Annotated in this window: 16 protein-coding genes, 1 rRNA gene and 1 pseudogene; 8 read left to right on the top strand and 10 right to left on the bottom strand. The window is 49.1% G+C overall.

Going from position 1 to position 14,845, the window contains the following annotated elements; genetic code table 11:
- Both IEV89_RS20200 and gmhB read right to left on the bottom strand, forming a co-directional pair.
- Positions 1–339, bottom strand: a 16S ribosomal RNA gene (locus IEV89_RS20200); the annotation flags it as partial.
- Between the two features lie 365 nt (positions 340–704).
- Positions 705–1,271, bottom strand: coding sequence for a D-glycero-beta-D-manno-heptose 1,7-bisphosphate 7-phosphatase (gene gmhB, locus IEV89_RS20195; protein ID WP_188475309.1), 567 nt, complete (start codon positions 1,269–1,271; stop codon positions 705–707).
- Between the two features lie 175 nt (positions 1,272–1,446).
- Here gmhB and metN point away from each other — a divergent pair, with 175 nt between their 5' ends.
- The 6 genes from metN (at position 1,447) to proS (ending at position 7,114) form a co-directional block, all read left to right on the top strand.
- On the top strand, positions 1,447–2,478 hold the full coding sequence (metN, locus tag IEV89_RS20190; protein ID WP_188475308.1) for a methionine ABC transporter ATP-binding protein MetN: 1,032 nt from the start codon (positions 1,447–1,449) through the stop codon (positions 2,476–2,478).
- Positions 2,471–3,124, top strand: a complete 654-nt coding sequence (locus IEV89_RS20185) for a methionine ABC transporter permease MetI (RefSeq protein WP_188475307.1) — start codon at positions 2,471–2,473, stop codon at positions 3,122–3,124. Before metN ends, IEV89_RS20185 begins: the two co-directional genes overlap by 8 nt.
- A gap of 62 nt (positions 3,125–3,186) precedes the next feature.
- On the top strand, positions 3,187–4,002 hold the full coding sequence (locus IEV89_RS20180; RefSeq protein ID WP_188475306.1) for a MetQ/NlpA family lipoprotein: 816 nt from the start codon (positions 3,187–3,189) through the stop codon (positions 4,000–4,002).
- A 163-nt stretch (positions 4,003–4,165) separates the two neighbouring features.
- Complete coding sequence (rcsF, locus tag IEV89_RS20175) at positions 4,166–4,573, top strand: envelope stress sensor lipoprotein RcsF (protein WP_188475305.1); 408 nt, start codon at positions 4,166–4,168, stop codon at positions 4,571–4,573.
- Positions 4,570–5,277, top strand: a complete 708-nt coding sequence (gene tsaA / locus IEV89_RS20170; protein ID WP_188475304.1) for a tRNA (N6-threonylcarbamoyladenosine(37)-N6)-methyltransferase TrmO — start codon at positions 4,570–4,572, stop codon at positions 5,275–5,277. Before rcsF ends, tsaA begins: the two co-directional genes overlap by 4 nt.
- Before the next feature lie 118 nt (positions 5,278–5,395).
- Positions 5,396–7,114, top strand: a complete 1,719-nt coding sequence (gene proS, locus IEV89_RS20165; protein WP_188475303.1) for a proline--tRNA ligase — start codon at positions 5,396–5,398, stop codon at positions 7,112–7,114.
- Between the two features lie 81 nt (positions 7,115–7,195).
- Here proS and nlpE read toward each other — a convergent pair whose 3' ends face one another.
- The 3 genes from nlpE to IEV89_RS20150 form a co-directional block, all read right to left on the bottom strand.
- Positions 7,196–7,873 carry an envelope stress response activation lipoprotein NlpE gene (gene nlpE / locus IEV89_RS20160; protein WP_188475302.1) on the bottom strand — a complete coding sequence of 226 codons (678 nt, stop codon included), beginning with the start codon at positions 7,871–7,873 and terminating at the stop codon, positions 7,196–7,198.
- Between the two features lie 64 nt (positions 7,874–7,937).
- The gene (gene arfB / locus IEV89_RS20155; RefSeq protein WP_373283428.1) at positions 7,938–8,387 is read right to left on the bottom strand and encodes an alternative ribosome rescue aminoacyl-tRNA hydrolase ArfB; all 450 of its coding nucleotides are present in this window, start codon (positions 8,385–8,387) and stop codon (positions 7,938–7,940) included.
- Positions 8,354–8,914, bottom strand: a complete 561-nt coding sequence (locus IEV89_RS20150) for a YaeQ family protein (RefSeq protein ID WP_188475315.1) — start codon at positions 8,912–8,914, stop codon at positions 8,354–8,356. The genes arfB and IEV89_RS20150 overlap by 34 nt, the downstream gene beginning before the upstream one ends.
- Positions 8,915–9,142: 228 nt before the next feature.
- On the opposite strand from IEV89_RS20150, the gene IEV89_RS20145 reads away from it, so the two are divergent.
- Both IEV89_RS20145 and rof read left to right on the top strand, forming a co-directional pair.
- Positions 9,143–9,343: a YaeP family protein gene (locus IEV89_RS20145; RefSeq protein WP_188475300.1), complete on the top strand. Its 201-nt coding sequence runs from the start codon at positions 9,143–9,145 to the stop codon at positions 9,341–9,343.
- Positions 9,330–9,590: a Rho-binding antiterminator gene (rof, locus tag IEV89_RS20140; protein ID WP_188475299.1), complete on the top strand. Its 261-nt coding sequence runs from the start codon at positions 9,330–9,332 to the stop codon at positions 9,588–9,590. The genes IEV89_RS20145 and rof overlap by 14 nt, the downstream gene beginning before the upstream one ends.
- A gap of 81 nt (positions 9,591–9,671) precedes the next feature.
- Here the strand turns inward: rof and IEV89_RS21830 are convergent.
- The 5 genes and pseudogenes from IEV89_RS21830 to accA all read right to left on the bottom strand — a co-directional run.
- Positions 9,672–9,770 (bottom strand): annotated as a pseudogene (locus IEV89_RS21830) (c-type cytochrome); the annotation flags it as partial.
- 49 nt (positions 9,771–9,819) lie between these two features.
- On the bottom strand, positions 9,820–11,193 hold the full coding sequence (tilS, locus tag IEV89_RS20135) for a tRNA lysidine(34) synthetase TilS (protein ID WP_188475298.1): 1,374 nt from the start codon (positions 11,191–11,193) through the stop codon (positions 9,820–9,822).
- A gap of 6 nt (positions 11,194–11,199) precedes the next feature.
- Positions 11,200–11,592, bottom strand: coding sequence for a VOC family protein (locus IEV89_RS20130; RefSeq protein WP_188475297.1), 393 nt, complete (start codon positions 11,590–11,592; stop codon positions 11,200–11,202).
- Between the two features lie 71 nt (positions 11,593–11,663).
- Positions 11,664–13,808 (bottom strand): lysine decarboxylase LdcC, encoded by a 2,145-nt coding sequence (locus tag IEV89_RS20125; RefSeq protein ID WP_188475296.1) that lies wholly within the window; start codon positions 13,806–13,808, stop codon positions 11,664–11,666.
- Positions 13,809–13,880: 72 nt separating this feature from the next.
- Positions 13,881–14,840 carry an acetyl-CoA carboxylase carboxyl transferase subunit alpha gene (gene accA, locus IEV89_RS20120; protein WP_188475295.1) on the bottom strand — a complete coding sequence of 320 codons (960 nt, stop codon included), beginning with the start codon at positions 14,838–14,840 and terminating at the stop codon, positions 13,881–13,883.
- Between the last annotated feature and the right edge of the window lie 5 nt (positions 14,841–14,845).

The raw sequence follows: 14,845 nt of genomic DNA, 5'->3' as shown, positions 1-14,845 counted from the left end.
GTCTGGACCGTGTCTCAGTTCCAGTGTGGCTGGTCATCCTCTCAGACCAGCTAGGGATCGTCGCCTAGGTGAGCCATTACCTCACCTACTAGCTAATCCCATCTGGGCACATCCGATGGCGTGAGGTCCGAAGATCCCCCACTTTGCTCTTTCGAGGTCATGCGGTATTAGCTACCGTTTCCAGTAGTTATCCCCCTCCATCAGGCAGTTTCCCAGACATTACTCACCCGTCCGCCGCTCGCCGGCAAAGTAGCAAGCTACTTTCCGCTGCCGCTCGACTTGCATGTGTTAGGCCTGCCGCCAGCGTTCAATCTGAGCCATGATCAAACTCTTCAATTAAAAGTTCGATTTGCTTCAACAAGTGAAGCGGTGCTCAGAGATTACTTCGTAATAATTCAACTAAATGAATTACTGCTTGGTCACTCTAAGACTTGATATTTTTTGCCACCGAGGTGGCTGATATCGTCTTGTAGTTACGCGCTTTCGCTTGGTAACTCGAGGTGGCGTATATTACGCTTTCCTCTTTCAGTGTCAACCGTTTATTTCACCGGATGCCGCTGTTTTTAATCTTTCCGACCCGGTCACTTCGTGATGTTGTTCACGTTGTTCCCTGTCGATGGAGCGGCATTATAGGGAGCCGGGACGGAATGGCAAGCGAATAAATGCAGTTTCATTTCGTTTGCCTGTTTTTTACTCACAAAGGCTTATTTAACCGCTTTTTTGATGAAAGAAGGCAGTTCTGTAAGGCTTGTAAGCACGCCGTCAGCCAAGGCTTCACCTTCTGCAGTAACCGGCTTACCACTTCTCACTAAGATTTTATGTCCCACGCCCGCTGCTGCTGCTGCCTGCATGTCTTCAATTTTATCGCCTACCATATAAGAAGCAGCCATATCGATGTTCAACTCATCTTTTGCAAGGAGGAACATTCCAGGCATTGGCTTTCGGCATTCACATATCTGAGTAAACGCTTCTACCACGCCTTCAGGATGATGAGGACAAAAATAGATGCCATCCAAATCAACGCCACGGTCTGCCAGTGACCAATCCATCCACTCTGTTAAGCGAATAAATTGTTCTTCTGTAAATTTACCGCGCGCGATACCCGACTGGTTAGTGACGAGGACTAAAGCAAAACCTATTTCCTTTAATTGCAGGCAGGCTTCTATTACACCTTCAATAAATTGGAAATCATCGATTTCATGGACATACCCGTGATCAACATTAAGGGTACCATCTCTATCTAAAAAAATTGCTGGAACAGTTTGTGCCACGTCTTGGCTCCTGATAGCTGATTAAGTGAATAGTATTGCATGTTTTAAGGGGGAGTGAGAATGCTATCCCAGTTGACTTAGACGTCTAGACGCCTTAGCATCCACCGCATACTTATGGCTTATGCCATAGAGCCATTTTCTTGAGTCACGGTCCCAAAGATAGAATAAGAAGAATATGATTAAACTTTCTAACATCACCAAAGTTTTTCAGCAGGGTTCGCGCTCTATTGTCGCACTCTCTGACGTGAGTCTTCATGTTCCTGCTGGGCAGATTTATGGCGTGATAGGCTCTTCCGGGGCAGGTAAAAGTACATTGATCCGTTGCGTAAATTTGCTAGAACGTCCGACAGAAGGCCATGTTGTGGTCGACGGCCAGGATCTGATGGCCTTTTCAGAGAAAGCATTGACCAGTGCACGCCGTCAGATTGGCATGATTTTCCAGCATTTTAACTTGCTGTCTTCTCGCACGGTGTTCGGCAATATTGCGCTGCCTTTAGAACTTGATAACCGCTCTTCCGATGAGATTAAAAAAAGAGTCGCGGAATTGCTGAAGCTTGTCGGTCTGGAAGATAAGCATGATGTTTACCCAGCCAATCTTTCCGGAGGCCAAAAACAACGTGTGGCTATCGCCCGCGCTTTAGCCAGCAACCCCAAAGTTTTGCTGTGTGATGAAGCCACCAGCGCACTGGATCCGGCAACGACCCGCTCTATTCTGGAGCTACTCAAAGACATTAACCGTCGCTTAGGGCTGACCATTTTATTGATCACCCATGAGATGGATGTCGTTAAGCGCATTTGCGATCAGGTTGCAGTGATCAGTGATGGTAAGTTGATTGAGAAAGATAAAGTCAGCGAAATGTTCTCACATCCTAAAACGCCACTGGCACAGCAGTTCATTCAGTCCACATTACATCTTGATATTCCAGATGATTATGCGGCTCGTTTGATTCCAGAACCTACTGATGGCCGTGTTCCTTTATTACGTCTAGAGTTCACTGGTCAATCGGTGGATGCCCCACTGTTATCTGAAGTCGTTCGCCGCTTTAATATTAATAACAATATTATCAGCGCGCAGATGGATTACGCCGGCGGGGTTAAATTCGGCATTATGTTGACAGAGATGCATGGTGAAGAAGCGAGTACACAGGCAGCTATTCAGTTCCTGCATGAAAATCAAGTTAAAGTAGAGGTGCTCGGTTATGTCTGAGGCAATGATGTGGTTAATGGGCCGAGGCATATGGGAAACGGTAATCATGACGCTGACTTCCGGTTTTTTCGGCTTCGTACTAGGTTTACCGTTTGGTGTCCTTTTATATGTCACCCGCCCTGGGCAGATTGCGGAGAATAAAAAGGTTTACCGCATTATGTCAGCGCTGGTGAATATCTTCCGTTCGATCCCGTTCATTATCTTGTTGGTGTGGATGATCCCATTCACCCGTTTAATTGTAGGAACGTCGATTGGTCTCCAGGCGGCTATCGTTCCATTAACTGTGGGGGCAGCACCCTTTATCGCACGTATGGTTGAGAATGCTCTGCTGGAGATCCCAAGTGGTTTGGTCGAAGCTGCCAGGGCAATGGGCGCAACCCCAATGCAAATCATCCGTAAAGTGCTGTTGCCCGAAGCGCTACCTGGCCTCGTCAATGCCGCAACTATCACATTGATCACTCTGGTGGGATACTCCGCAATGGGTGGTGCAGTTGGCGCTGGCGGTTTGGGGCAAATCGGTTATCAGTACGGTTATATCGGTTATGACGCCACCGTGATGAATACTGTATTAGTTTTGTTAGTTGTTCTGGTTTATCTGATTCAATTCTGTGGCGACCGTATCGTCAAAGCGGTTACCCATAAGTAAGGCAACAACAGCTGTAACCTAAACATTGCGAATAATTTATCTCCGCTTATAGAGGAAAGGATATGTCTACTAAATTTAAATCAATCGCGTTGGTTGGCGCGCTTCTGGGAACGCTGGCGCTGGTTGGATGTGGCCCTAAAGAACAAGATCCAAACCATATAAAAGTGGGCGTGATTGTCGGTGCTGAGCAGCAGGTTGCAGAAGTTGCACAGAAAGTGGCTAAAGAAAAGTATGGGCTGGATGTTGAGTTGGTAACCTTCAATGATTACGTTCTGCCTAACGAGGCGCTGAACAAAGGGGATATCGATCTTAATGCCTTTCAGCACAAGCCTTACCTGGATCAACAGATTAAAGATCGCGGTTACAAACTGGTCCCAGTCGGTAATACCTTTGTTTACCCGATTGCCGGTTACTCCAAGAAAATCAAATCCATTGATGAGTTGAAAGAAGGCGATCAGATTGCCCTGCCTAATGACCCGACTAACCTGGGGCGTTCTCTGCTATTGCTGCAAAAACAAGGCTTGATCAAACTGAAAGATGGCGTTGGCCTGTTGCCAACCGTTCTTGATGTCACTGAGAACCCTAAGAATCTGAAACTGGTTGAGCTGGAAGCCCCGCAACTACCACGTTCACTGGATGACAACAAAATTGCACTGGCGGTGATCAACACCACTTACGCAAGCCAAATTGGTTTGACGCCGGAGAAAGATGGCATCTTCGTAGAAGATAAAAACTCTCCTTATGTGAACCTGCTGGTTGCTCGTGAAGATAATAAAGATGCTGAGAACGTTAAGAAATTCGTTCAGGCTTATCAGTCAGACGAAGTAAATGCAGCGGCCAATAAAATCTTCAACGGTGGAGCCGTTAAAGGCTGGTAAGCCTTATCACTTTTCTATCATTGAGATTAAAACTAAAACCTTTCTAAACATTTCTTTTAGAAAAATAACAAGGCGGGCTTATGCCCGCCTTGTTATTTTCTCAATACCTTGCTTCAATAACGCCACATTATTCCCCTAACATAGTAAGAGCAGAGGATATACCATGCGTGCTTTACCTCTCTGTTTGTTAGCTTTCTTGTTAGCGGGTTGTGCTACGACTCATAAAACGCAGCCACCCGCTCCTGTACAGCCAACTCCGGTAGAACCAAAACCCGTAAAAACTAAACCCGCCCCTGTTCGTCCGGCGCCGGTGAAACTGTACAAAGATGCTGAAGCGCTGGTGGGAACCCCTTTCCGCGACTTGGGTGAAGTGTCAGGTGAATCCTGTCAGGCAGACACACAAGATTCTCCACCCAGTCTGGCAACGGCCCGCAAAAGAATGCTGACCCGGGCTTCTTATATGAAAGCAAATGCCGTCTTACTGCATCAATGTCAGATTCTGAGTGGAGTTCCTGGCTGCCATCAACAGGCTATTTGCCAGGGATCCGCCCTGAATGTCACCTTTAAATGACCTCATTTCACTTCGCTCAAATAGGGACCATTCATTCGCCCTATAAAGAGAAGTTTGCTATCCCTCGCCAGCCCGGTTTGATCGAAGATGGCGGGGGAGAGCTGCATCTGCTCTCCCCTTACAATCAGCCCGAAGCGGTGCGAGGTCTTGAAAAATCCAGTCATATTTGGGTTATGTTCATTTTCCATCAAACTATGGATGGCGGCTGGCGCCCCACTGTTCGACCTCCCCGTTTAGGTGGTAACACGCGCACCGGAGTATTCGCAACCCGTTCGACCTTTAGGCCGAATCCACTGGGTATGTCGCTGATCGAACTAAAGGGAATTCGTTGCCAGGGCCAGAATGTTATTTTGGAATTAGGAAGTTTTGATCTGGTTGATGGCACGCCGGTGGTAGACATCAAGCCCTATCTTCCTTTTGCGGAGAGTCATCCTGATGCTCGTGCGGGCTTTGCCCAACAGGCACCAGATTCAGACATGCCGGTAGAGTTTTTGCCTCAGGCTGAGCAACAATTGGCTGAATATTTTCGGTCATACCCTCACCTGCGTCGTTTTATCACTCAAGTTTTAGGTCAGGATCCTCGTCCTGCATACCGTAAAGGTGCGGAAAGTGAAAAGGATTATGCGGTAAACTTGTTAGAATTCAATGTGCGCTGGCGCGTTATTGGTGGGTTGAATCAGGTCTTATCCCTCGACAAAAACTAATTTCCGTCCCTTCTCTTTTGACAACCCTCAGTCGCTGGTAAACTAAGAAACTTTTCACGTTTTGGCTGCCCAATGGCAGCCCGATTGCAATTAGCAGTGCTAACGGAATCAACACAACATGCGTACAACTCAATATCTGCTCTCCACTCTGAAAGAGACGCCAGCCGACGCCGAAGTGATCAGTCATCAACTGATGTTACGTGCCGGGATGATCCGCAAACTAGCATCAGGGCTCTATATCTGGCTGCCAACCGGTTTACGTGTACTTCGTAAAGTCGAAAACATCGTCCGCGAAGAGATGAACAACGCGTGTGCCATCGAAGTCTCCATGCCGGTGGTTCAACCTGCAGACTTATGGCTGGAGAGCGGTCGCTGGGACCAATATGGTCCTGAATTGTTGCGCTTTGTGGATCGAGGCGATCGTGCCTTTGTACTTGGCCCAACGCATGAAGAGGTGATTACTGATCTGATCCGTAACGAAATCAGCTCTTATAAGCAGTTGCCGCTGAATTTCTTCCAGATCCAAACCAAATTCCGTGATGAAGTTCGTCCGCGTTTTGGCGTGATGCGCTCACGCGAATTCATCATGAAAGATTCCTACTCTTTCCACGCTACACAGGAATCCTTGCAAGAAACCTACGACACCATGTATGCGACCTATAGCAAAATTTTCAGCCGTATGGGCCTGGACTTCCGTGCTGTACAGGCTGATACCGGCTCGATCGGTGGTAGCGCATCACATGAATTCCAGGTACTCGCATCAAGTGGTGAAGATGACATCATCTTCTCGACAGAATCTGACTATGCGGCCAACATCGAGCTGGCTGAAGCAGTAGCACCTGCGGCACCGCGTGCGGCGGCCTGCGAAGAGCTGCGCCAGATCGCAACGCCTGATGCGAAAACCATCGCCGAACTGGTTGAACAATTTCAGACTCCGATTGAGAAAACAGTCAAAACACTGATGGTGCATGCTACGCCAGAGAGCGGCCATAAATTGGTTGCGCTGTTAGTGCGTGGCGATCACGAATTGAACGAAATCAAAGCCGAGAAGCTGCCACACGTTGCTTCGCCGCTGACTTTTGCCACTGAAGATGAGATCCGCGCCATCGTTAATGCCGGCCCAGGTTCATTAGGCCCGGTCAATCTGCCGATGCCAATCGTGGCTGATCGCACTGTTGCCGCCATGAGCGATTTCAGCGCTGGTGCTAATATCGATGGTCAGCACTATTTCGGTATCAACTGGGAGCGAGATCTACCACTGCCGCAAATTGCTGATATTCGTAACGTAGTGGAAGGCGATATTAGCCCGGATGGTAAAGGTACGCTGCTAATCAAACGCGGCATCGAAGTGGGTCATATTTTCCAGCTCGGTACGAAATATTCAGAAGCGATGAATGCCACAGTACAAGGCGAAGATGGCCGTAATCAGGTCATGACGATGGGCTGTTATGGCATCGGTGTGACCCGCGTGGTGGCTGCAGCAATCGAACAGAACCATGATGAACGCGGTATCATCTGGCCAGCAGCAATTGCACCTTTCCAGGTCGCTATTCTCCCAATGAATATGCATAAATCGTTCCGCGTTAAAGACGCTGCAGAAGAGCTTTACCAGACTCTGCGGGCCAAAGGCATTGATGTGATCCTCGACGATCGTAAAGAGCGTCCTGGCGTGATGTTTGCAGATATGGAACTGATCGGCGTACCGCATCAGGTGGTTATTGGCGATCGAAATCTGGATGCGCAAGAGCTGGAATACAAAAACCGTCGCAGCGGTGAAAAGCAAATGATCAAACAAAGCGATATCGTTTCTTATCTGCTGAGCCAGATCCCGCGTTAAGGATCGGCAATAGATCGTTGTAGATAAAAATGCCCGCATGAGCGGGCATTTTTGTTTGTGCTTTTAGTTTGACTGAAGTGCTTACGGGCAAGCTTTGGTTGCATCAAACTTTACGTTTGCATCCGCCACCACGGCTTTCTGTATCTGCCCTTCTTCCATCGACGGTTCCGTCATGAAATGCCCGTCCATCGACACAAAAACCAGCTGATTTGGTGACTTACGCGCAGCGAGATACCCCTGCTCCAGCGACTTGCTGGCAGACATCGGGAAAACTTTACCTGTCGCACAATCCTTAAAAGAAGCCGCATCAGCGCTGTATTGCATCATGCCGGTCAGCGGCATCGGCGTCTTCGGCAAAGTCTGCTGCGTAGGTTTTAGCGTGTAATTGAGCGACGAAACAATCGGCGCACCACTGGTATCAAGCATTTCAAGATTTTCATCTTTCGGATGGAAGTAACGCTTTTCACCTTTCGCATCGGTCAGGACCAGTTTGTCAGCGGTTCTCGCCCAACTGCCATAGCTGGCGAAAGTCTGATCGCCGTCCCTGGTATCCTGATAAGTTTCCTGCAGAACATAAGTGCCGTCCTGTTGGAGGAATAATGATGTCTCCAGCCCGCCGCAATCGGCGCACGGCAGGACACCACTGTAACTTTGCTGCATCGCCTGCAACGGTTTTTCTTGATTGAAAGCAGCGGTATGGCAGCCGAACAGTGACAGCGCCCCGAGCGCCAGCACTGCGGTTATGATGATTTTTTTCACAGTTTCTCCCCTACTGCTTTTTCTGAGTGTTGCGATAAATATTGTCCTGCAACACGATATAAGGCTATCGAACTTTGCCCCGCAATGCTTTTGTCGCGCCCTTGCGCACTTTACTTTCTACCCGACGAATTTTAGAACCCCGTGTCGGCTTCGTCGCCCGACGTGGTTTTTCCACCACCATCGCCTGCGTAATCAGATTACTTAAACGAGCCAGCGCCGCTTCGCGATTCTGTTCCTGACTCCGGGACTCCTGAGCCTTAATAACCACCCAACCGTCAGGGGTGATGGAGTGGTGATTGAACGCCATCAGCCGCTCTTTGTAATAGTCTGGCAAACTTGAGGCTTTAATATCAAAACGTAAATGTATTGCCGTTGACGTTTTATTGACGTTCTGGCCACCATTGCCCTGAGCGCGGATCGCCGTTAATTCAATTTCGCTGTCTGGTATTTCCATTTTCCCGGAAAGGATAAGCACACCGATTACCTTGCTTCTTTTACGATTGACTCTTTCCATTCAGAAAAATGAATTTCTAAATTACTCTGAGCATCGGAAAGCCAAATAGTTCCGTCTTGCAAAGTCGCCTGTAAATCCATGGTTCTGCTGCCAAATGCGGTGAGCTGAGTCAGCATTTCATCATCAATATAACGGATGCGCAGATTTTCAAAACCTCTGACCTTGCCTTCAATTTGCGACCACCAGACTCTGGCAGCCCGCTCACCGTATGCGTAAAGCACCACTTCGCGCGACTGGTTACAGGCTTTTTTCAGGCGTTTTTCATCTGGCAAGCCAAGCTCGATCCATAATTCAATGCCGTTGTGATCGTTTTTCCGCCAGATTTCAGGCTCGTCTTCCGCGCTCAATCCGCGGGTAAAGCTAAGATGCTCATCGGCATGGCAGATCCAAGCCAGTAAACGCAACATCATACGTTGTTCGGTTTCTGAAGGATGCTGCGCCAGCGTCAGGTTGGCATCGTAGAAAAAATTGCGGTCCATATCTGCAATATTAATTACCGCTTTGTAGATCGTCGCTTTTAACGCCATTGGAAACCTCTTGATAATAGACGCACAGTGTACTTGAAAGCAGTGCCTGGCAGCCAGTTTAACGCCGTCTTGCAAGGGATTAACTGACTATCAGCTAAAGAGAAACCTGCATTTGCTCGCTAATAACTGGACCTTGCCTGTGCTATAGTCGTTAAATACTGAGAGTTTATCTTTCTGGGCTTTTAATACGATAATTACCCCAGCGGGATATGCTTTTAAGGAGAACCTATGCAACAGTACTGTGAGTCTGTACGCCGTAAATATGCGGAGATTGCCAGCGGTGATCTCGGCTATGTGCCCGATGCGTTGGGCTGTGTGTTGAAAGCATTAGACGATGTGGCGGCGAATGCCGAACTTCCGTCTTCTATCCGGGAACAGGCGGCCTATGCCGCCGCTAACTTATTGGTGAGCGATTATGTCGATGAATGATGAGTACCAACCCATCAATTGTGATGACTACGATAATCTTGAGCTCGCCTGCCAGCATGATTTGGTTTTGACGCTGACGTTGCGTAGCGGAGAAATCGTTGAAGGGAAAGCCTGCGATCTGTTAATGCGCAAGAAAGTCGAATATTTAGTCGTCGATATCAACGGCGAAAAACGTGATCTGCGCCTTGACCATATTGAAAGTTATATCCACCCGGAAATCGGTACCGTAGTGGTCAGCATCGAATAGTACTGATCAACCGTCTAAGCTAAACGGGCAATCTAAGGATTGCCCGTTTGCATTTCTGTAGGATGTGCTTTTACAAGCAGGTCATTTAAGTGGCGTCAGATTAGCGTAATAAGCGGCCAAATCGTGGATATCCTCATCGGATAGTGATGACGTAAATGCCTGCATCACGCCTGCCTGTCCTGCGTTGCCACTTCTCATAAGACAGGATAGCCCGCCGGAAAATCACACTTTAAATGTCTTTATTTTTAAATGAGTTATCCGCGACCGGTTGATACCACGTTACCTGCCATTGTGGTGCATTAGTTTTTGCCAGCGCCTGACGAGTGATAAACAACCCCGGTGCAGCCATCAATTGTTCGTTGTAATAAATCAGCGGTGTGCGTTCACGCTGCCACGGTGGAATATTGAGTTCCTGCCACAGCTTTTTGCTCTGTCGGGAATGCTGACGCCCCGCTTTTTCAATCATGCCTTGCGTCTGAAAACGCACGCTGACCTGTTCATCATCACGTGGAAGACGGATGCTTTCAGCATTTTGTACAAACACTTCGCTGGCCTGTAACTGACCGAGACCATCGGGAAGCGTCAGCGGCGAAGCCGTATCCCAAAGTAAGACGGTCTGCTTTAACGAAGCCATCGGTGGCAGAAGATATAAACGCTGGCGAAAACGGCGCACGCTCAAAAGATTAAGTTGCAGTTGGGGTTCGGCATCCTCGCGACTGAGAGCAACTTCATCCCATATACGCTGCAACTGATCCCGTGAAGGCATGCAAGCCCCCTGATCTGCCAGCCACCGGCGTAATAAGGCCTGGCGACGTGGTACGGACATAGCAGCTATAGCGGGAATGTCCAGACTACCATTGCTATCGTCTGTTAAAACTTGCAGAGATTCGCTCAGCAGTTCATCCAGTAGCGTTTCCTGCTCTGCGCACAAGGTGGCGCTGCGGGATACCGCCTGCGGAAAATGCGGCCAGCGCTCATACAACGCAGGTAAGATGCAAAGCCTTAGAAAATTGCGGTCAAAGCGCACGTCCTGATTGCTGTCATCTTCAATCCATTTAAGGCCAGCATCGGTCGCGAATTGCTCCAACTGCTGACGGGAAAGTGACAAAAAAGGCCGTAACAGTGGATACCCCTTATTGCCTGATAGCGCGGCCATCGCCGAAAGGCCAGCCGGACCACTGCCCCGTTTTAACGCCAGCAAAAAAGTTTCACACTGATCATTCAAATGCTGAGCGGTAAGCAATATTTCACCCACTGCAAGATGATCGGCAAAGGCCTGATAACGGGCTGTTCTGGCCGCAGCTTCAACTCCCTTACCCTTCGCGTCAACATTGACATAGACCACTTCCAAAGGCACCTGTAGTTGCCGGCAGAATGCTACGACGTGCGCCACCCAGTCATGGGCCAACTCACTTAGCCCATGATGTATATGGATAGCGCGCAGAGAAAGATCGGGGTGCGGCCCTGCACGCAGTGCTGTGAGGGCTGCCAGCAACACGGTGGAATCCAGCCCGCCACTGAGGGCGACGCAGAGTTTACGTTCATCACCGATCTGTTCTGCGAGATGATTGGCCACGCTAGTTTGAGAAAGGTTTCTGTTCATGATGGTTCAGCTGATTTCGTAAAGTTCCAATGGCAGGCCATCGGGATCGCAGAAGAAAGTAAAACGTCGGGATGTATAAGGATCGATCCGCACCGGTTCACATGACACGCCCGTACTGGCAAGCCGGACAATCGCCAAATCAATATCGTCGACGCTGAAGGCCAGATGGCGCAAACCACAGGCTTCAGGGCGGCTGACCCGCGCCGGAGGGTGCGGAAAACTGAACAACTCAATAGCGTAATGCCCATTGAGAGCCAGATCGGCTTTCCACGAATCTCTCTCTTCACGATAAAACTCATCGAGTAGGGTAAAACCCAACACATCGCAATAGAAGGCTTTGCTACGGGCATAGTCCGACGCGATGATCGCAATATGGTGAATCTGACGCAAGTTGAGCATAATAATGTCCTGTCCGTTCTTGTGAATGACGGTCTATCGAATCCGCACCCACCTCCCTGAGAGGCGGGTATTTATGCGGCAGGCAGTTTGAGAACTTTCACCCAATAACGGCCATCTTCCGTAAGTTTCGCACCGTGAATGTCGGTTTCAAAGCCCGGATAACGTTCACCAATGGAACAGAGCATAATCAAGAAATCCAGCACGGCGCGGCTATGCTGGGTGATCATCTCTCCGGGCATCACTACCGGTACTCCCGGCGGATAGGGCAGGATCATATTCGCCGCGACCTTGCCGATCAAATCGCCAATTTCACACTCTTCTATGTGACCACGCACCTGATGCTGGAACATGTCGTAAGGCGTCATGACCATTTCGGGCAGCACATCAAATGCCCTAATCATCAGGCTTGGCAGATCGTGTTTACGGATCAGTTTATGAATGCCCTGAGCCAGATCCTGAATGCGCATGTGCCGGTAAAAATCAGGATCCTCCGCGTAGAGATCCGGCAGCATATTCTTAACACGCAAATTCAGATCATAACCCCGTTTAAAGTCCGTCAGCCCGCGCATCAAACTCATGGATTTCGTTTTGTCGATACCGATGCTGAACAGGAACAACAGATTGTAAGGCCCGGTTTTCTCAACCACGACACCACGTTCGTCGAGGAATTTCGCCACCAACGCAGCGGGGATACCTTCTGCCGCGAGCTGTCCCTGTTCGTCCATTCCGGGTGTCAGAATGGTTACCTTAATCGGATCCAGATACATATGATCGGTGTCTGCATTGGCAAAACCATGCCAGTTTTGATCCGGGTTTAGAGGCCAGCATTCAGCTTCATCGATCTCTTCAGGTTGCCATATGTCATAGAACCAGCCTTCCGTCTCTTCACGCAAGCGCTGAATCTCTTTACGAAAGTGCAGCGCGCGTTCAACCGAACGGTTGATCAAACGACGGCCGGGATTACCTCGCAACATGGCCGCCGCAGTCTCTGCCGAGGCAACAATACCGTAGTGAGGCGATGTCGTCGTGTGCATCATGTAAGCTTCATTAAAGGTGCTTTCGTCGTAATCACCTTTAATATGAATCATTGAGGCTTGTGAAAAAGCCGCCAGTAATTTGTGCGTAGACTGCGTTTCATAAATCACTTTGCCAGCCACTCGCTCGCCACTCATGCCGCTTTTGCCGGCATAAATTGGGTGGAAATTAGTGTAAGGCACCCAGGCTGAATCAAAGTGAATGGATGGCACATCCAGGGTTTGCTTGATGTAGTCGGTATTGTACAACAGGCCATCGTAGGTGGAATTGGTGATGACTGCGTGTACCGGCCAGGTCGCATTTTGCGTCATGGCGACTTTCTCTTCAATGCTCTCGCGGGTGAATTCACGCTGTGGAATCCCCCCTAAAATGCCATAAGCATTGCGATTCGGCCGCAGATAAATCGGCACGACATTGGTCATCATCATCAGATGCGCCAGCGACTTGTGGCAGTTGCGGTCAATCAATACTGTACTGCCAGCGGGAGCCGCATACATACCCACAATTTTGTTGGCTGTGGAGGTGCCATTCGTCACGATATAGCTCTGCTCTGCGCCGAAGGTTCGGGCGATATACTCTTCCGCCTCAAGGTGCGGGCCGGTGTGATCCAGCAGCGAGCCAAGTTCAGTGACAGAAATAGAGATATCAGCCTTTAGCGTTTTCGCGCCAAAAAAATCATAAAAAAGCGTGCCAACCGGGCTCTTTAAGAAAGCCGTTCCTGCCATATGGCCTGGCGTGCAGAACGTATATTTGCCCTCTTCAACATAGCGGAACAGCGCTTTAGTCAGCGGAGGCGTGATGGTGTCAATATACTCATCGGTGTACTGCCGGATACGTTTAGCAATATCATCGGCCGCATTCAGGGCATATTCGAAGAAATAGAGCACCATGCGCATGTCGTTTACGGTGACATCCAGTGAAGAATGGGTATTGATAAAACCATACAACGGCAGGTATTCATTCAGCTCGTTGATTTCAGTGCACAGCTCCGTGCTGTGCTGATCCCAGTCAAAAATGGCGCCACAAATACGAGCGTTATTTTCGATGAGCTTGAGCAGATCGGCATTGTTCCGTGGATAAATCGTCTTGAAGCCAAGGTTAGTCAGTGCAAGATCTAGTTCGCGGATTGGCTCATCTTTATAGTAGGCCCCTTCTGGGCTCATGATGGCGAGAATATTCATCTGACAAATCCTTCTAATAAAAAAGGCCGTGCAAGCACGGCCTTTCAGAGTCTATAAATGTCTGGATGAAACTCAGCAATAACCGTAATTCATCAAACGCTGATAACGGCGGTTACGCAGTTCTTCATTATTCAGCACATCCAGATCGCTGAGATCGGCTTCCAGCTGTGCGCGTAGCGAGACGGCCATAGCAGGAACGTCACGATGCGCACCACCCAATGGCTCAGGTATTACCGAGTCAATCAGTTTAAGCTCTTTCAGACGAGGGGCAATGATACCCATCGCTTCCGCAGCTAAAGGCGCTTTATCAGCACTTTTCCACAGAATCGAGGCACAACCTTCCGGTGAAATCACCGAATAGGTACTGTACTGAAGCATGTTAACTTTATCACCAACGCCGATAGCCAACGCGCCGCCTGAGCCACCTTCACCAATCACGGTACAGATAATCGGCACGTTCAGGCGGGACATTTCACGCAGGTTGTGCGCGATAGCCTCAGACTGGCCACGTTCCTCAGCGCCAACGCCTGGATAAGCTCCCGGCGTGTCGATGAAGGTAATGATAGGCAGCTTGAAACGCTCAGCCATTTCCATCAATCGCAGCGCTTTACGGTAGCCTTCAGGTGCAGGCATACCGAAGTTACGACGAATTTTTTCTTTGGTTTCTCGGCCTTTCTGATGACCAATGATCATCACGGCTCGTTCACCTAACCGCGCGATACCACCAACAATAGCTTTGTCATCAGAGTATGCGCGATCACCCGCTAGCTCATCAAAATCGGTAAAGATATGTTTGATGTAGTCTAGGGTGTAAGGACGACGCGGATGACGTGCCAGTTGGGCAATTTGCCAGGCACCCAGATCAGAGAAAATCTTACGAGTCAGTTCAACGCTTTTACCACGCAGGCGTTCAACTTCCTCGTCCAGATTAATATCCAATTTTTCGTCTTGACGGCTGACTGCTGTCAGCGAGTCAATTTTCGCTTCAAGCTCCGCAATCGGCTGTTCAAAATCAAGAAAATTCAGACTCATAGCAT

The sequence above is a fragment of the Hafnia psychrotolerans genome, from assembly GCF_014639435.1.
Taxonomy (GTDB): Bacteria; Pseudomonadota; Gammaproteobacteria; order Enterobacterales; family Enterobacteriaceae; genus Ewingella; species Ewingella psychrotolerans.
The sequence above is the reverse complement of the archived record's forward strand: the minus strand, read 5'-3'. Positions and strand labels throughout refer to the sequence as shown.

Coding starts and splice junctions, on each gene's coding strand:
- metN (WP_188475308.1), top strand. CDS start 1,447: ATGATTAAACTTTCTAACATCACCAAAGTTTTTCAGCAGGGTTCGCGC.
- IEV89_RS20185 (WP_188475307.1), top strand. CDS start 2,471: ATGTCTGAGGCAATGATGTGGTTAATGGGCCGAGGCATATGGGAAACG.
- IEV89_RS20180 (WP_188475306.1), top strand. CDS start 3,187: ATGTCTACTAAATTTAAATCAATCGCGTTGGTTGGCGCGCTTCTGGGA.
- rcsF (WP_188475305.1), top strand. CDS start 4,166: ATGCGTGCTTTACCTCTCTGTTTGTTAGCTTTCTTGTTAGCGGGTTGT.
- tsaA (WP_188475304.1), top strand. CDS start 4,570: ATGACCTCATTTCACTTCGCTCAAATAGGGACCATTCATTCGCCCTAT.
- proS (WP_188475303.1), top strand. CDS start 5,396: ATGCGTACAACTCAATATCTGCTCTCCACTCTGAAAGAGACGCCAGCC.
- arfB (WP_373283428.1), bottom strand. CDS start 8,387: ATGGAAAGAGTCAATCGTAAAAGAAGCAAGGTAATCGGTGTGCTTATC.
- IEV89_RS20150 (WP_188475315.1), bottom strand. CDS start 8,914: ATGGCGTTAAAAGCGACGATCTACAAAGCGGTAATTAATATTGCAGAT.
- IEV89_RS20145 (WP_188475300.1), top strand. CDS start 9,143: ATGCAACAGTACTGTGAGTCTGTACGCCGTAAATATGCGGAGATTGCC.
- rof (WP_188475299.1), top strand. CDS start 9,330: ATGTCGATGAATGATGAGTACCAACCCATCAATTGTGATGACTACGAT.
- tilS (WP_188475298.1), bottom strand. CDS start 11,193: ATGAACAGAAACCTTTCTCAAACTAGCGTGGCCAATCATCTCGCAGAA.
- IEV89_RS20130 (WP_188475297.1), bottom strand. CDS start 11,592: ATGCTCAACTTGCGTCAGATTCACCATATTGCGATCATCGCGTCGGAC.
- IEV89_RS20125 (WP_188475296.1), bottom strand. CDS start 13,808: ATGAATATTCTCGCCATCATGAGCCCAGAAGGGGCCTACTATAAAGAT.
- accA (WP_188475295.1), bottom strand. CDS start 14,840: ATGAGTCTGAATTTTCTTGATTTTGAACAGCCGATTGCGGAGCTTGAA.